General features: G+C 67.5%; 14 protein-coding genes and 1 tRNA gene. 11 read left to right on the forward strand and 4 right to left on the reverse strand.

What is annotated here, in order from left to right; genetic code table 11:
• Nucleotides 1-7: 7 nt before the first annotated feature.
• Nucleotides 8-1,051: an adenylate/guanylate cyclase domain-containing protein gene (locus WKF39_RS03375; protein ID WP_340385816.1), complete on the reverse strand. Its 1,044-nt coding sequence runs from the start codon at nt 1,049-1,051 to the stop codon at nt 8-10.
• Nucleotides 1,052-1,168: 117 nt separating this feature from the next.
• On the opposite strand from WKF39_RS03375, the gene WKF39_RS03380 reads away from it, so the two are divergent.
• From WKF39_RS03380 to WKF39_RS03415, 8 genes are all read left to right on the forward strand, one after another.
• The gene (locus tag WKF39_RS03380) at nt 1,169-2,152 is read left to right on the forward strand and encodes an alpha/beta hydrolase (protein ID WP_340385817.1); all 984 of its coding nucleotides are present in this window, start codon (nt 1,169-1,171) and stop codon (nt 2,150-2,152) included.
• Entirely contained in the window at nt 2,149-3,018 is an 870-nt protein-coding gene (locus WKF39_RS03385) for an SDR family NAD(P)-dependent oxidoreductase (protein ID WP_340385818.1), read from the forward strand. The genes WKF39_RS03380 and WKF39_RS03385 overlap by 4 nt, the downstream gene beginning before the upstream one ends.
• A 2-nt stretch (nt 3,019-3,020) precedes the next feature.
• The gene (locus WKF39_RS03390) at nt 3,021-3,941 is read left to right on the forward strand and encodes a ferritin-like domain-containing protein (protein ID WP_340385819.1); all 921 of its coding nucleotides are present in this window, start codon (nt 3,021-3,023) and stop codon (nt 3,939-3,941) included.
• Nucleotides 3,938-5,557, forward strand: coding sequence for an NAD(P)/FAD-dependent oxidoreductase (locus tag WKF39_RS03395; protein WP_340385820.1), 1,620 nt, complete (start codon nt 3,938-3,940; stop codon nt 5,555-5,557). The genes WKF39_RS03390 and WKF39_RS03395 overlap by 4 nt, the downstream gene beginning before the upstream one ends.
• A complete protein-coding gene (locus tag WKF39_RS03400; RefSeq protein ID WP_340385821.1) occupies nt 5,554-6,573 on the forward strand; it encodes a diiron oxygenase in 1,020 nt (339 codons plus the stop codon). The genes WKF39_RS03395 and WKF39_RS03400 overlap by 4 nt, the downstream gene beginning before the upstream one ends.
• A 101-nt stretch (nt 6,574-6,674) precedes the next feature.
• Nucleotides 6,675-7,952: a phosphopyruvate hydratase gene (eno, locus tag WKF39_RS03405; protein ID WP_340385822.1), complete on the forward strand. Its 1,278-nt coding sequence runs from the start codon at nt 6,675-6,677 to the stop codon at nt 7,950-7,952.
• A 161-nt stretch (nt 7,953-8,113) separates the two neighbouring features.
• Nucleotides 8,114-8,518, forward strand: coding sequence for a septum formation initiator family protein (locus tag WKF39_RS03410; protein WP_340385823.1), 405 nt, complete (start codon nt 8,114-8,116; stop codon nt 8,516-8,518).
• Complete coding sequence (locus tag WKF39_RS03415; RefSeq protein ID WP_340385824.1) at nt 8,515-9,009, forward strand: DUF501 domain-containing protein; 495 nt, start codon at nt 8,515-8,517, stop codon at nt 9,007-9,009. The genes WKF39_RS03410 and WKF39_RS03415 overlap by 4 nt, the downstream gene beginning before the upstream one ends.
• Here the strand turns inward: WKF39_RS03415 and WKF39_RS03420 are convergent.
• Both WKF39_RS03420 and WKF39_RS03425 read right to left on the reverse strand, forming a co-directional pair.
• A complete protein-coding gene (locus WKF39_RS03420; protein ID WP_340385825.1) occupies nt 8,999-9,679 on the reverse strand; it encodes a response regulator in 681 nt (226 codons plus the stop codon). The two genes, WKF39_RS03415 and WKF39_RS03420, sit on opposite strands and share 11 nt — an antisense overlap.
• Entirely contained in the window at nt 9,676-11,253 is a 1,578-nt protein-coding gene (locus WKF39_RS03425; protein ID WP_340385826.1) for a sensor histidine kinase, read from the reverse strand. The genes WKF39_RS03420 and WKF39_RS03425 overlap by 4 nt, the downstream gene beginning before the upstream one ends.
• A gap of 136 nt (nt 11,254-11,389) precedes the next feature.
• Here WKF39_RS03425 and WKF39_RS03430 point away from each other — a divergent pair, with 136 nt between their 5' ends.
• Together WKF39_RS03430 and WKF39_RS03435 are read left to right on the forward strand one after the other, a co-directional pair.
• Complete coding sequence (locus WKF39_RS03430) at nt 11,390-12,760, forward strand: cation:dicarboxylase symporter family transporter (protein WP_340385827.1); 1,371 nt, start codon at nt 11,390-11,392, stop codon at nt 12,758-12,760.
• An 88-nt stretch (nt 12,761-12,848) separates the two neighbouring features.
• Complete coding sequence (locus WKF39_RS03435) at nt 12,849-13,790, forward strand: Ppx/GppA phosphatase family protein (protein WP_340385828.1); 942 nt, start codon at nt 12,849-12,851, stop codon at nt 13,788-13,790.
• 68 nt (nt 13,791-13,858) lie between these two features.
• Here the strand turns inward: WKF39_RS03435 and WKF39_RS03440 are convergent, their stop codons facing one another.
• Nucleotides 13,859-14,728 carry a type IV toxin-antitoxin system AbiEi family antitoxin domain-containing protein gene (locus WKF39_RS03440; protein ID WP_340385829.1) on the reverse strand — a complete coding sequence of 290 codons (870 nt, stop codon included), beginning with the start codon at nt 14,726-14,728 and terminating at the stop codon, nt 13,859-13,861.
• A gap of 162 nt (nt 14,729-14,890) precedes the next feature.
• On the opposite strand from WKF39_RS03440, the gene WKF39_RS03445 reads away from it, so the two are divergent.
• Nucleotides 14,891-14,964, forward strand: a tRNA-Leu gene (locus tag WKF39_RS03445).
• Nucleotides 14,965-14,996: the final 32 nt, after the last annotated feature.

Consider the following 14,996-nt stretch of genomic DNA (forward strand, 5'->3'; position numbering starts at 1 on the left):
GTTGCGCTCATCGCGGGGCGTGTGGACGACGAACTGCCCACGATCGCAGGCGTGAGTAGCCCTTGACGGATGTGCGCCTCAGTCGGCGCAGCTCGAACGGTGTGTCGGGGCCGTGCTCGTGGTGGTCGTCGGGGTCGCCAGTGTGTCCCGTCAGAGCGTCGTGCGCGCCCACGTCGACCAGAACTGTGCCGGGCCGTGCCAGCGATGTCAGTCGGGAGGCGATGTTGACGGTCGGACCGAAGACATCGCCCAGGCGCGGCACCACCTCGCCATAGGCGAGACCGGCGCGGACCTCGGGGAATCCGGCCTGCTCGTCCGCGCCGCGCCCGACCATCTCGAGTGCGCCCTCGATCGCGGACGTGAGGTCTTCTGCGACATAGAGGACCGCATCGCCGATGCTCTTGATGATCCGTCCACCGTGGGCGGTCACGATGTCGGAGCACTGCGACTCGAAGTCCTCGAGCCAGCCGACCAGCTCGGCCTCGGTCAGCTCCTTGCTGCGGGAGGTGAATCCGACGATGTCGACGAACCCCACAGCCAGGGTCGAGGTGGTGTCGCCGGACGCGTCCATCGCGAGCAGGCGCGACGATGCGCCAGCGAGGTGACGGCGCCACACATAGTCCTGCAGCTCCTCCACCCTCGGCAGCACCTGCTCAGCCAGCTCGGAGATCTGGGCGGCCGGGTCGGCGGACTCGGCTGCTACGTCGGCAAGGAGGGCGGTCTGCCACTCCGCGAGCCGCGCGAAGCTGCGCCCCCAGGTGCGTACGAGCGCGGCTTGGCGCTCAGGACTGAGGATTCCCAGTGCCATCAGGTCCTTGGTGAGGCGTAGCGCCTGCACGTCGCGGGGGGTGAACGCGACCTCGTCGTCGGCGGCGTGAGGGAACCCGAGGAGGCGCCACAGCTCCTCGGCCAGCTCGATCGACACGCCGGAGAGCTCGGCAACCTCGCCGCGGGTCAGCGTCGGGGCCTCACCCAGCAGGAACGACTCGATGCCTGCGAGCGCCTGGTCGAGGTCACCGGTCGAGATTCCATCGTGGGGTGCATCGGTCACGCCGCGCTCCTAGCCTGGTTGGACGTTGTATTCGACATTGACCAATGTTACGTTCTCTAATGTCGAAATACGCACACCGGATCACCGGTGGAGCCGACCTCATGAGAGTAGGACACGATGCACCGAGCGGCCAGACGCACCAGACTCGCGGCCGTCGTCACGGCGGCCACCTTGCGCCCCCTGACTCAGATCGTGCCCGGGAACCAGGTCGGGGTCCTGGTGACCCGCGGCATCATCGCCGGAGCGATGGCAGCTTTCGGCCGGACGGTGCCCGGCACGTCAGCGACCCCGGTTGACATGCGATCCGAGGCGGGCCGGGTCATGGGTGAGTGGGTCAAGACGCCGGCGTCGATCCGCACCGACGCAGTCATCCTCTATCTGCATGGCAGCGCGTTCGTCGCCTGCTCGCCCCGCACCCACCGCGGACTGGTCTCGCAGCTCTCGGCCGAGTCATCCGTGCCGGCCTTCAGCTGCCGCTACCGCCGCGCACCTCGCCACCGATTTCCCTCCGCTGCCGATGATGCCCTCGCGTCCTATCGGTGGCTCCGGGAGCAGGGGCACACCCGGATCGTCGTCGCAGGAGACTCGGCGGGCGGGCACCTGGCCATCGACCTGGCGCTCGAGCTCTCACGTCGTGGAGAGGAGCCGCCCAGTGCGCTGGTGCTGCTGTCCCCGCTCTACGACCCGACGTTCGAGCTCTCTGCCACTCGTGAGCGGATCCGGCGCGACCCCATGATCTCGGCGCGTCGCGCCCGCACGCTCGTCGAGCACTACACGCACGGCATCGACCCTTTCCACGAGCGACTACGGCTCGCGGTGCGTACGTCGTCGCCCCTGCCGCCGACACTCGTGCAGGCCGGAGGCGCCGAGATGCTGGTGGGGGATGCCGAGCAGCTGACCGAAGACCTCGAGGCCGCCGGCGGGGTCTGCGAGCTGCAGGTCTGGCCGGATCAGATGCATGTCTTCCAGGCCATGCCCCGACTCATTCCCGAAGCCGGAGCGGCCGTACGTGCCGCGGCGACCTTCATCTCAGCAGCCCTGGGTCCGCAGGACCCCTTCCCCGCCACGACCCAACCAACGACCGCGGAGGTCCGCCCATGATTGCCATCCCTTTCCTGCCACGAGCGCGTCGATCACACGATGCGCGGGCCGTGGTGACCGGCGCCGGCAGCGGCATCGGCCGAGCCTTCGCCACCGAGCTCGCCCGTCGCGGAGGCGAAGTCGTGTGTGCCGACATCGATGGCACTCGAGCCTCGGAGACAGTCGCGATGATCGAGGCAGACGGTGGTCGCGCTCTCGCGGTGACCTGCGACGTGGCCGACCGGCAGCAGGTCGAGGCTCTCGCAGTCGAGGCCGAGACCTGGTTTGCGGCGCCACCCTCTCTGGTGATCAACAACGCCGGTGTCGGGATCGGCGGAGCGGTCGTCGGCGACATACCGCTGGATGACTGGGAGTGGGCGCTCGGCGTGAACCTGTGGGGTGTGGTCCACGGGTGCCACGTCTTCACGCCACGGCTGCGCGCCGCTGGCGGAGGCGGCATCATCAACGTCGGCTCGACGGCGAGCTTCGCCGCGGCACCTTTGATGGGCCCCTACAACGTCAGCAAGGCCGCTGTGCTGGCCCTGTCCGAGACCCTCAGCGCCGAGCTCGCCGGCACCGGAGTTGCGGTCTCGGTGCTGTGCCCGACATTCGTCAAGACCAATGTCGCCCGGGACGGGCGCATCTCTGGCCCCTCGGCAGACCTCGCGGCCAATCTCATGAGATGGACCGGCATCTCGGCCGACCGCGTAGCCCGGACGACGCTCGATGCCCATGACCATGGGCGGCTCTACGTCGTGCCGCAGGTAGACGCGCGGCTGATCTGGCAGCTCAAACGACATGCCCCCACCACCTACACCCGCGCAGCGGGGCACCTCAACCGGCTGAGCCGGCTCACGGACCCATCCACCACGACGACAGGAAGCTGATCATGGCACTGGACCTGGATCGCACGCTCGAGACCATCAAGGAGCGTCAGTGGGCGCTCGCCGACATCGACTGGGACGCTCCGGGAGCGGAGAAGGTCGATTCGGAGCAGCGCGCCAAGCTCAAGGACTTCATGTCGGACCTGGTCTGGATCGAGAACATCGGCGCCCGTGGGTTCGCCGCGATGGCCAAGAAGGCGCCAACCGACACCCTGCGGGATATCTATACCTACTTCCACGCCGAGGAGCAGCGGCACGCCAATGCCGAGCTCGCCCTGATGCGCCGCTGGGACATGCTGGAGGAGGACCAGACCCCCGAGCCCAACATCAACGTCCGGCTGGCGATCGACTGGCTGGACAAGCACGCCGACGACATGTCGCTGTCGGTGCTCGGCACGGTCATCCCGATGCTCGAGGTGGCTCTGGACGGGGCGCTCGTGAAGTTCCTCATGGACGAGGTGGATGACCCCATCTGCCACGAGGTCTTCAAGAAGATCAATGCCGATGAGTCCCGGCACCTCGCGGTCGACTTCGAGGTGCTCGACATGCTCGGCCACGCCAGGATGCGCAAGATCCTGATCGAGTTCGCCGGCAACGTCATGAGCCCAGCGCTGCTGATCGGTGCCCTGATGTACATCCCGCTGCTCAACCGCATGCGCGACAACATCGCCCACATGGGGATCGACGAGGAGCGCCTCTACACGGCGCTCCAGCGGTTCTCCAATGTCGGGGACCGCAGCGAGTTCACCCGGCGGCTGCCGCTCTATCAGGTGATCAAGTGGCAGGGATCGATGGTGATCGACCGCACCCATCCCTACCACCTGCTGGCCGACCGCATGGTGACGATGTCGACGTACTATCCGCGACGCCTGCTGCGGAAGGTGCCGCTGTGGTCCAAGGAGCTCACCTACGAGCCGCACGCATGAGCGCCCCGCGTAACGACCGACAAGTCGTCTCCGCGGTCATCGTCGGAGCCGGTTTCGCGGGCCTCGGCATGGCCGTGCGCCTCGTCCAGGCGGGAATCGAGGACTTCGTGATCCTTGAACGCGGGGACCGGGTCGGCGGGACCTGGCGCGACAACACCTACCCGGGTGCGGCGTGCGACATCCCGTCGCTGCTCTATTCCTACTCGTTCGTGCAGAACCCCGGCTGGTCCCGCGCCTACTCCGGCAGCGCAGAGATCCTCGACTACGTCGACCACATCGTCGAGCAGTTCGGGCTGGCCCGGTTCATCCGGTTCGGGGTGACGGTCGAGTCCCTGGCCTTCGACGAGGTCTCGGGGTGCTGGGACATCGGCACCAGCGGTGGCGACGATGTCGTCGCCCGGACGGTGACCCTCGCGTCGGGTCCGCTGGCCAATGCGAGCCTGCCGGACATCCGGGGGATCGACACGTACGAGGGCCACAAGATCCACAGTGCCCGGTGGGACCACGACATCGACCTGCGCGGCAAACGGGTCGGCGTGATCGGCACGGGCGCCAGTGCCGTCCAGATCATCCCCGAGCTGGTCAAGGAGGCCGGCTTCGTCAAGGTCTTCCAGCGCACGCCCGGTTGGGTCATGCCGCGCGCCGACTTCTGCCACCCCGGCTGGGTCCAGAGCGTGTTCCGGCGTCGACCGGCCGTGCAGACCGCCGCACGGCAGGCATGGTTCTGGGGCCATGAGGCGGTGGCGCTCGGCCTGGTGTGGGACACCCCCATCACGACCGTGGTCCAGGAGATCTCCAAGCAGCACCTGAGGCGCCAGGTCAAGGATCCGTGGATGCGGCGCCAGCTGACGCCGGACTTCCGGGCCGGATGCAAGCGGATGCTGATGTCGAGCGACTACTACCCGGCGCTGCAGGCGGACAACTGCAAGCTCTTCACCTGGCCCATCGCGACGCTGTCCCCGGCCGGCATCCGCACCTCGGACGGGGTCGAGCACCACCTCGACGCGATCGTCTTTGCCACCGGCTTCGACGTCAGCAAGACCGGGACGCCGTTCCCCATCACCGGCGTCGGGGGCCGGTCGCTCGGCGAGGAGTGGTCGCAGGGCGTGTCGGCATACAAGAGCGTCAGCGTCTCGGGCTATCCCAACCTGTTCTTGACGTTCGGCCCCAACTCCGGGCCCGGCCACAACTCCGCGCTGGTCTACATGGAGCACCAGATCGGCTATGCCGTCAAAGGCGTGGAGACCGTGCTGGAGGAGGACCTGCGGGTGCTGGACGTACGAGCCTCGGTGCAAGAGGCCTACAACACCAGCCTGCAGAAGCGGCTGTCCCGTACGACGTGGAACTCCGGTTGCCGCAGCTGGTATCTCACCGAGGACGGCTACAACGGAACGATGTATCCCGGCTTCGCGACCCAGTTCGCCCGTCAGATGTCAGCGTTCCGTCGCGCCGACTACGAGCGCCTGCCCAGGGTCGTCCCACGCGGCAGACGGGGATGGGCCGTCGCCGGGTCCGATAGGACATCAGCCGATGTGACATCTCCATTGACGAATGGCAGGGCCGGGACGAAGATGAAGCAAGGAACCCGGCCACGGGTCAGGGAGGATGCGCGATGACCGACACGATGGATGTGGGTTCTGCCCCGGCTCCAGCGATCCCGGCACGGCTCACCTATGACGAATACGCGGACGTCCTGCAGGGCTTGTCGCAGGCGTCGGTCGATCGACACTTCGACGCTTTCGTGGACGTCCCTTGGGACTCACCAGACTTCGCGATCGACCACCAGGATCCGCGCTGGGTCCTGCCTCCGGACACCGATCCGCTCGGCGGGCACGAGTGGTATCTCGCGCTTCCCATCGAGCGGCAGATCGAGATCGGCCTGTGGCGTCAGGCCAACATCCTCAAGGTCGGGCTGCAGTTCGAGAACATCCTGATCCGCGGGATCATGCAGTACGTCTTCTCGTTGCGCAACGGCTCGCCGGAGTTCCGCTACCTGACGCACGAGGCGACCGAGGAGTGCCACCACACGCAGATGTTCCAGGAGACCGTCAACCGGATCGGGGTCGACGTCCCGGGGATGACTCGTCCGATCAAGATGGTCGTGCCATTTCTCCCGATGGTCGCGTCGTTTGCCCCCGTTGGCTTCTTCATGATGGTCCTGGCTGGGGAGGAGCCGATCGACCACACCCAGAAGGCGATCCTGCGCAGCGGCCGGGACCTGCCGCCGGTCATGCGACGCATCATGCAGATCCATGTCGCAGAGGAGGCGCGACACATCTCGTTCGCCCATGAGTACGTCAAGCGTCGCGGTCCGCGCATGGGCCGGATCAATCGGCTGATCTCCTCGATCGCCTTCCCGATCATCATGCGTGCCGGATGCGACCTGCTGATGGTCCCGCCCCGTTCGTTCCGCAAGGAGTTCGGCATCCCGCGGTCGGTCATGAAGGACCTCTACTGGAAGGCGCCAGGGTCGCGTGATCGGCTGCAGGAGCTGTTCGCGGACGTCCGGATGCTGGCTGAGCAGTCCGGTCTCATGAACCCTGCCGCTCGGTGGATGTGGAGGCTCCTCAAGATCGACGGGCCCTCGTCGCGCTATCGCAGCGAGCCGCCGGTTGCCTTCGTCGGGCGATAGCCGCCTCATGGCTTGCCCACTGCGGGCGAGGCGGTGCGGGTGCCGAGGGCGACGGGTCTAGGGTTGTGGGCGCACGTTCAAACCGCTAACGAGGAGCAGTCTTGGCACGCATCGACGCCGTCGGCGCACGGGAAATTCTGGATTCACGGGGCAATCCCACCGTCGAGGTCGAGGTAGCCCTCGACGACGGCACGATCGGGCGAGCGGCGGTGCCTTCCGGCGCCTCCACCGGTGCGTTCGAGGCGGTCGAGCTCCGCGACGGTGGCAAGCGGTATGTCGGCAAGGGCGTCCTCAAGGCCGTCGCGGGCGTCAACGACAGGATCGGGCCCGCGCTCGAGGGCTTCGACGCCGACGACCAGCGCGCGATCGACCTGGCGATGCTTGACCTCGACGGCACCGCCAACAAGGCCAAGCTCGGCGCCAACGCGATCCTCGGCGTCTCGCTGGCCGTTGCCAAGGCCGCAGCCGACTCCGCCAAGCTTCCGCTGTTCCGCTACGTCGGCGGCCCCAACGCGCACGTGCTGCCGGTCCCGATGCTCAACATCCTCAACGGTGGCTCGCACGCCGACAGCAATGTCGACGTACAGGAGTTCATGATCGCCCCGATCGGTGCCCCGACCTTCTCCGAGGCACTGCGCATGGGCGCCGAGGTCTACCACAGCCTGAAGTCGGTCCTCAACAAGCAGGGACTCTCGACAGGCCTCGGCGACGAGGGTGGCTTCGCACCCAACCTCGACTCCAACCGGGCAGCGCTCGAGCTCATCTCGACCGCGGTCGAGGCGGCCGGGCTGACGGTCGGCACCGACATCGCGTTCGCGCTCGACGTCGCCGCGTCGGAGTTCTTCGCCGACGGCACCTACGCCTTCGAGGGGGAGCAGAGGTCAGCCGAGGAGATGTCGGCCTACTACGCCGAGCTCGCCGCGGCTTTCCCCATCGTGTCGATCGAGGATCCACTCGACGAGGACGACTGGGCCGGGTGGACGACCCTCACCGAGAATCTGGGCGATGACGTCCAGATCGTCGGTGACGACTTGTTCGTGACCAACGTCGAGCGGCTGACCAGAGGCATCTCGGAGGCCGCCGCCAACGCGTTGCTCGTCAAGGTCAACCAGATCGGCTCGCTGACCGAGACCCTTGACTCTGTCGACCTCGCGCACCGCCACGGCTTCGCCTGCATGATGAGCCACCGCTCGGGCGAGACCGAGGACACCACGATCGCCGATCTCGCGGTCGCGACCAATTGTGGCCAGATCAAGACCGGCGCCCCGGCCCGCTCCGATCGCGTCGCCAAGTACAACCAGCTGCTGCGCATCGAGGAGGCCCTCGGGTCCTCCGCGAGCTATGCCGGCGCTTCGGCGTTCCCGCGGCTGGCGATCTAGGTCCCGTGGCCTCGCGTCCGCCCCGTGGTCCCGGTCGGAGGCCGCCCAACCGTGGGCGGCCTCCGGCGGGGCGTGGTGGGCGGAGCACGGCCCGCAGTCGTACGCCGAAGAAGGCGACCGCGAGTGCGGGGACCGGCCCGCAGCTCACGACGCGGGCGATCGTGCTGCTCTCGGTGGTCCTGCTGCTGATCGCTTCCTACACCTCGACGTTGCACGCCTGGTGGGAGCAGCGCGGGGACATCCAGGCGACCAAGGCCGAGATCGTGATGAAGAAGCAGCAGATCGTCGACCTGGAGGACCAGAAGGTCCGCTGGAACGACCCTGCCTACGTCAAGCAGCAGGCCAAGGAGCGCTTCGGTTGGGTCACGCCCGGGGAGGTCGGCTATCGCGTGATCGGCAGCGACGGCGCCGTCAAGGGTGAGGTGCCGACACTGGACGCGCCTCCGCAGGCAGCGGCCACGACGCCGTGGTACGACAAGCTCTATGGCAGCGTCAAGGAGTCCGGCAAGACTCCCAAGCCGGCCAAGCCCACGACCGATCCGGACAAGGTGCTGAAGGACAAGTGACAGTCGAGCAAGCCGATCTCGACGCGGTGGCCGAGCAGCTGGGACGTACGCCCCGGGGAATCCTCGAGGTCGTGTCCCGGTGCCCGTCCGGCCACCCCAACGTCGTCAAGACCGAGCCGAGGCTCGATGACGGCACGCCGTTCCCGACCATGTTCTACCTCACCTGCGACCGGCTTGCGGCCGAGATCGGCACGCTCGAGGCCTCCGGCCTGATGAAGGAGATGAGTGATCGTCTCGCCGAGGACGCGGCTCTCTCCGAGGCCTATCACGAAGCTCACGTCGCATACCTGGCCGAGCGCGAGGCCATCGGGCACGTCCCGGAGATCGCCGGGATCAGCGCCGGCGGCATGCCGACGCGGGTCAAGTGCCTGCACGTCTTGATCGGCCACTCGCTCGCCAGGGGGGCGGGCGCCAATCCGCTGGGAGACGAGGCGCTCGAGCTGCTCGGCGACTGGTGGGCAGGCAACGCCTGCGGCCCCGTCACGGCCTGACGGCTCGATATTCGACGTGGGGGCGTCCGGTCCCGCCGTATCGGGTGAACCGGGTCGTCTGGCCGAGATCGGCTAGGTGCTCGAGGTACGGCGGGGTCACGCGCGACGAGCCGATCGTCTCGGCGACCTCGCCGGCCGTGAGGCCGTGCTCCGCGTCGCCGACCGTGCGCCGCACGGCCCCCAACGTCTCCGCGCTCAGCCCCTTGGGCAGTCGCTCGTCATCGGGTGCCGGGCGCATGGCGCCGAAAACCGCGTCGACCCCTCGCTGGTCGATCGCGTCATCACCGGCATCGAGAGTGCGCCGGAACGCCGCGTACTGACGCAGCTTCGCCTCGAACATCGCAAAGGTGAACGGCTTGAGCAGGTAGGCCACGACGCCCTGCGACACGGACTGACGGACCACATCTACGTCGCGTGCCGACGTCACGGCGATCACGTCATATGGTCCTCCGGTCGCGCGGAGCTGGCGGAGCAGGTCGAGCCCATGTCCGTCAGGCAGGTTCATGTCCAGCAGCACGAGGTCGACCGGCTGGCTGCTGAGCGCCCGGACGGCCTCCTGGAACGACGCGGCGACCGCGGCGACCTCGAAGTCGACCAATCGGCCGACGTAGGTCCGATGGGCTTCGGCCGCGATGGCCTCGTCCTCGACGATCAGGACCCGGATCGTCATGCGTCCGCCCCGATCGTGACGTCGAAGGCTGCGCCTCCCAGCGCGCTCTCCCCGATCGTGGCGCGTCCGCCACGCCGTCGGACGACCTGGCCGACCAGCGCCAGGCCGATCCCACGCCCACTGTCGCCGTCCGGCTTGGTCGACCAGCCACGGACGAACACCGAGTCACGGTCCGCAGGCTGGATGCCGGGCCCACTGTCCTCGACCCGCACGTGCAGGAGGTGGTTGGTGGAGGTGATCGTGACCGACACGCGGCGGTCGTCCGAGGACTGGGCCGCATCGATCGCATTGTCGATGAGATTCCCGAGGATCGTCACGGCCTCGTGAGCCGTGGTGGTCAGCCCGGTCGCTGTCGTTGCCGGCTCGATCGTCAACGCGACCCCACGCTCGGCAGCCTGGGTGGTCTTGCCGAGCAGCAGCGCGGCGATGACCGGCTCATCTATCGACTCGACGACCCGGTCGGTGAGGCGCCTCGCGACATCCAGCTCGCGGGTCGCGAAGTCGAGCGCGTCGCTCGTGCGGCCGATCTCGATCAGCGACACCATGGTGTGCATACGGTTGGACGACTCGTGGTTCTGCGCCCGGAGGGCCTCGGCCAGACCGCGGACCGTGTCGAGCTCGGCCGTGACACTCTGCAGCTCGGTCCGGTCCCTCAACGTCACGACCGACCCGACGTCGCGGCCATCCCAGCGAGCCGGCGCCTGATTGACGACGAGCACCCTGTCGCCGACGACGTGCACAGCGTCCTGGAGCGAGCTCCCCGAGGTGAGCTCGGCGACGAGTGCCGGCTCCAGCCCGAGTCGATCGACCGTGGATCCAACGGCGGAAGGTTCAAGCCCGATCAGGCGGGCAGCCTCGTCGTTCATCAACGTCAACCGGCCGGTCGGATCCAGCAGGAGCAGGCCTTCACGCACCGCTCGCAGCACGGCGTCGTAGTACTCGTACATCCGAGTGATCTCCTGCTCACCCAGACCGTGGGTCTGGCGGCGGAGTCGGCGGTTGGCGAGGGCTGCTCCGAGTGCGCCCAGCAGGCCGATCGCGAGCGCCGCAGCCACGATGCGGGGGAGGGCCGTGAGAACCTCGTCGTCGACTCGCTCAGTGGTGATGCCGACCGACACGAGCCCGCGCACCTCGCCGTCCTGCTCGATCGGCACGACGGCGCGCACAGACGGTCCCAGCGTCCCGGTGTAGTCCTCGGTGAACCGCTCCCCGGCAAGCGCCTCCTCGATGTGGCCCAAGAACTTCTTGCCGATGTTGCTCGGAGTGGGGTGTGAGTAGCGGGTGCCCTCGGTGCTCATCACGACCACGAAGTCGGTGCCCGTCGAGGTGCGGACCTGCTCGGCATATGGCTGGAGGACCGCGCTCGGTTCGAGGTCGTCGAGCGCGTCCGCGACGGTCGGTGAAGCGGCAACTGCGAGCGAGACGTCCAGCGTCTGCGACCGCGCATCGGCGCGGCTGTCTCGTCGGGCGTCGAACCACGCCAGCCCGGTGCCGCCGATCACGATGACGAGCACGACCAGCAGCTGCCAGACCAGCATCTGCCGGGCAACGGTATGTCCGCGAGCTCGGGCCATCCCTCATTGTCGCTGATGCCCGGCGGCGGGTCGGAGCCGCACTGTGACGGCGATCACGAACTTTACGAACACAACGGTGAGCCGGATCACATCCCGACCCATGCTGAGGACGCACCCCGACCGTCCAGGAGGACTCATGTCATCGAATGCGATGCGCCCGGCCCGCAAGGACCGCACGCACTACCTCTACCTCGCCGTCATCGGCGCCGTCATCGCCGGAGCGACTCTCGGTCTCGTGGCCCCCGATGTGGCGGTCGAGCTGAAGCCGATCGGCACGGGCTTCGTCTCGCTCATCAAGATGATGATTGCGCCGGTCATCTTCTGCACCCTCGTGCTCGGCGTCGGCTCGGTCGCCAAGGCCTCTCAGGTCGGCAAGGTCGGTGGCCTCGCACTTGGCTACTTCGTGACGATGTCGTTCGTGGCGCTCAGCATCGGCCTGGTCGTCGGCAACCTGCTGAAGCCCGGCGACGGACTCAAGATCACCCCTGACGTGGCGGCGGCCGGAGGCGAGCAGGTCTCGACCGAGACGGAGTCGACCACCGACTTCGTCCTGCACATCATCCCCGACACGTTGCTCTCTTCGCTGACCTCGGGGCAGATCCTCCAGACACTCCTCGTCGCTCTGCTGGTCGGCTTCGCCCTGCAGGCGATGGGTACGGCCGGCCAGCCGGTGCTCAAGGGAATCGGGCACATCCAGAAGGTTGTCTTTCGCATCCTCGCGATGATCATGTGGGCCGCCCCGATCGGCGCGTTCGGCGCCATCGCAGGCGTGGTCGGCGAGACCGGGGTCGACGCGCTCAAGGCGTTGGCCGTCATCATGATCGGTTTCTACACGACGTGCGCGGTGTTCGTCTTTGTGATCCTCGCCGCGATCCTGCGGGTGGCGACCGGGATCAACCTGTTCGCGTTGCTGAAGTATCTCGGTCGGGAGTTCCTGCTGATCTTCTCGACATCCTCGTCGGAGTCGGCCCTGCCGCGTCTCATCGCCAAGATGGAGCACGCCGGTGTCTCGCAGCAGACCGTCGGCGTCGTGGTTCCGACCGGATACTCGTTCAATCTCGACGGCACCATGATCTATTTGACGATGGCGTCGCTGTTCATCGCCGAGGCGATGGGCTCCCCGCTGTCGATCGGCGAGCAGATCTCGCTGTTGCTGTTCATGATGATCGCCTCGAAGGGCGCCGCGGGGGTCACCGGGGCGGGCCTCGCGACACTAGCCGGCGGGCTCAGCTCGCATCGACCCGAGCTGCTCGACGGTGTCGGCCTGATCGTCGGCATCGACCGGTTCATGTCGGAGGCCCGCGCCGTCACCAACTTCGCCGGCAACGCGGTAGCGACGGTGCTCGTCGCCTCGTGGACCAGCACCCTCGACCGGGCACAGCTCGACCGGGCCCTGTCCGGTGAGAGCCCGTTCGATGAGCAGTCGATGATCGATGACGACGATGAGATCGATGACGTCGTGGTCGTCGGGGCCGGACAGACCGAGCGCACGCCGGCTCAGCTCTGACGCTCGCGCCGTGCGCGACAGGGGCGAGGTACCGGGATGACTCCCGGAGCCTCGCCCCTGTCGCGAAGCGTGCCGATAGGGTCGTCCCATGTCTGACCAGCGCACACGCGTGGCCGCGATCGACTGCGGAACCAACTCCATCCGCCTGCTGATCACCGACGTCGAGGGCCGCTCCAAGACCGACCTGGTGCGTGAGATGCGGGTCGTGAGGTTGGGGGCCGGAGTCGACGTGAGCGGACACCTCTCCGGCGCGGCGATCGATCGCACACTTCAGGCGACCCGCGAGTATGCCGAGCTGATCGCGATGTTCGGCGCCGACGACGTCCGGTTCTGTGCCACCTCGGCGGTGCGGGACGCCGACAACGCAACAGAGTTCGAGGACGCCGTCGAGGGCATACTCGGCGTTCGACCGATCGTGCTGGCCGGACTAGATGAGGCGCGGGCGTCGTTCCTCGGCGCGACGCGTGACCTGGAGCGTGCACGCACGCTCGTCGTCGACATCGGCGGCGGGTCCACCGAGCTTGTCGTCGGGTCCGGCGAGGAGATCGAGTGGTCCGTCTCCCTGGACGTCGGTTCGGTGCGTCTCACTGAGAGATACCTGGCGAGTGATCCTGTGTCGGTCGCGGAGGTCACTGACTGCATGAACCACCTGGACAGCGTCCTGGCACCTGTCGTCGACCAGATCACTGCGGCGCGGCTCTCCCCGCTCGGATCAATCGTCGGGGTCGCGGGGACGATCACGACAGTCGCCGCCCACTCGCTGGCCCTCCCGTCATACGACTCGGGCAGGATCCACGGTGCCGTGCTGGCGCTCGATGACGTACGCGTCGCGTGCCTGTCTCTCGTCCAGATGTCCGTCGCGGACCGCCGCGCCCTGCCATTCATGCATCCCGGTCGTGCTGACGTGATCGGTGCCGGCGCGCTGATCCTGGACCGGTTGATCGACCTCCTGCCGCTCGACACCGAGACCCTCGTGGTCAGCGAGCACGACATCCTCGACGGCATCGCGTGGGACATCGTCGCAGTCTGACCGCCTGAGGGACGGGAGAATCTGGTTCTGTCCGGAAGGGGTCTGACAAGACCAGATTCTCCCGTCCCTCAGGCGGTCATCCGGAGCAGCTGGTCCTTGACGGTGCTGCGCAGCCGGCGGATCGCGTATGAGCTGAAGACGAGGGTGCGATCCCCGCGGATCGACACCTCGTTGAGTCGGAGCAGGTCCTCGTCCCAGTTCTCCACCCGCATGTGGGGTATGCCGTGCACCTCGCAGGACAGGTTGAACCGTCGCCAGCGGGCGTCCAGGTAGTACTTGCCGTCCCGGCGCCGGACGACGGCCTGGCGATCGGGTGTCGGCAACCGGCACTCCAGGCGGATCTGGTCGAAGTCGCGCTCCGGCAAAGACTGGATGCCTCCAGCAGCATCGAGATAGGACTCGACGATGAGGGCGCGATGGCGGCAGGCTCCGCGCCGGGTCAGGGCCTCGCGCAGGTGACGGGTCGAGACGATTCCGTGCTGGGCTGCGGCGAGGACGATGGCACGAGCTCGCCGTTCGCTCTTCTCCCAGGACGCGGCGTCCACGACACTGCGCGCCGGCCGGGTGCGGGGAGGGAGCCGAAGCGGGTGCACGTCCCGGGTGTCGAGGTACGTCGACCAGTGAAGGTCGACGTCGTCGTACGCGAACGGCGAAGCGCCCATCTTCGCCACGACCGTCGGTCTGCCGACCCGGAATGCGTCGAAGTCCTCGTGGGACAGCGCGGTCAGACCTCCGAGCACGGACCCCGGCGGCGCGGCGAGCAGTGCGACCCAGTCACGCTGCGTGGGAGTGAGTGGGCCGTTGTGGTTGACGAATACGCCCCGTGCCGGGCTGCGCCATATGCCGGACTCGACAAGTCGATAGAGGTGATGGCGACTCATGAGCTCCAGCGCCTGGATGCGTGTGAGGACGCCGTGCTGGTCCTCGATGATCGACATGCCCTGAGGCTGGTCGATCTCGCCGCGCCGAGGAGGCTCCGCGCTGGCGGGCTGTGGATCCCGGTCTAGGCCGCAAACCCTGTGGAGGGACGAGAGAATCTGGTTCTGTCCGGAAGGGGTCTGACAAGACCAGATTCTCTCGTCCCGCATAGGCTGAGCGAGGCTCCCGTAGCCCAACTGGCAGAGGCAGATGGCTTAAAACCGTCGCAGTGTGGGTTCGACCCCCACCGGGAGCACCGCCCACGGTCCACGTTTGCGCTGGTCAGCG

This window comes from Aeromicrobium sp. (genome assembly GCF_037719875.1).
GTDB lineage: Bacteria > Actinomycetota > Actinomycetes > Propionibacteriales > Nocardioidaceae > Aeromicrobium.

Bases quoted from the DNA above. Each gene is read 5' to 3' on its own strand.
- WKF39_RS03380 (WP_340385817.1), top strand. From the start codon at position 1,169: ATGCACCGAGCGGCCAGACGCACCAGACTCGCGGCCGTCGTCACGGCG.
- WKF39_RS03385 (WP_340385818.1), top strand. From the start codon at position 2,149: ATGATTGCCATCCCTTTCCTGCCACGAGCGCGTCGATCACACGATGCG.
- WKF39_RS03390 (WP_340385819.1), top strand. From the start codon at position 3,021: ATGGCACTGGACCTGGATCGCACGCTCGAGACCATCAAGGAGCGTCAG.
- WKF39_RS03395 (WP_340385820.1), top strand. From the start codon at position 3,938: ATGAGCGCCCCGCGTAACGACCGACAAGTCGTCTCCGCGGTCATCGTC.
- WKF39_RS03400 (WP_340385821.1), top strand. From the start codon at position 5,554: ATGACCGACACGATGGATGTGGGTTCTGCCCCGGCTCCAGCGATCCCG.
- WKF39_RS03420 (WP_340385825.1), bottom strand. From the start codon at position 9,679: ATGACGATCCGGGTCCTGATCGTCGAGGACGAGGCCATCGCGGCCGAA.
- WKF39_RS03425 (WP_340385826.1), bottom strand. From the start codon at position 11,253: ATGGCCCGAGCTCGCGGACATACCGTTGCCCGGCAGATGCTGGTCTGG.
- WKF39_RS03430 (WP_340385827.1), top strand. From the start codon at position 11,390: ATGTCATCGAATGCGATGCGCCCGGCCCGCAAGGACCGCACGCACTAC.
- WKF39_RS03435 (WP_340385828.1), top strand. From the start codon at position 12,849: ATGTCTGACCAGCGCACACGCGTGGCCGCGATCGACTGCGGAACCAAC.
- WKF39_RS03440 (WP_340385829.1), bottom strand. From the start codon at position 14,728: ATGTCGATCATCGAGGACCAGCACGGCGTCCTCACACGCATCCAGGCG.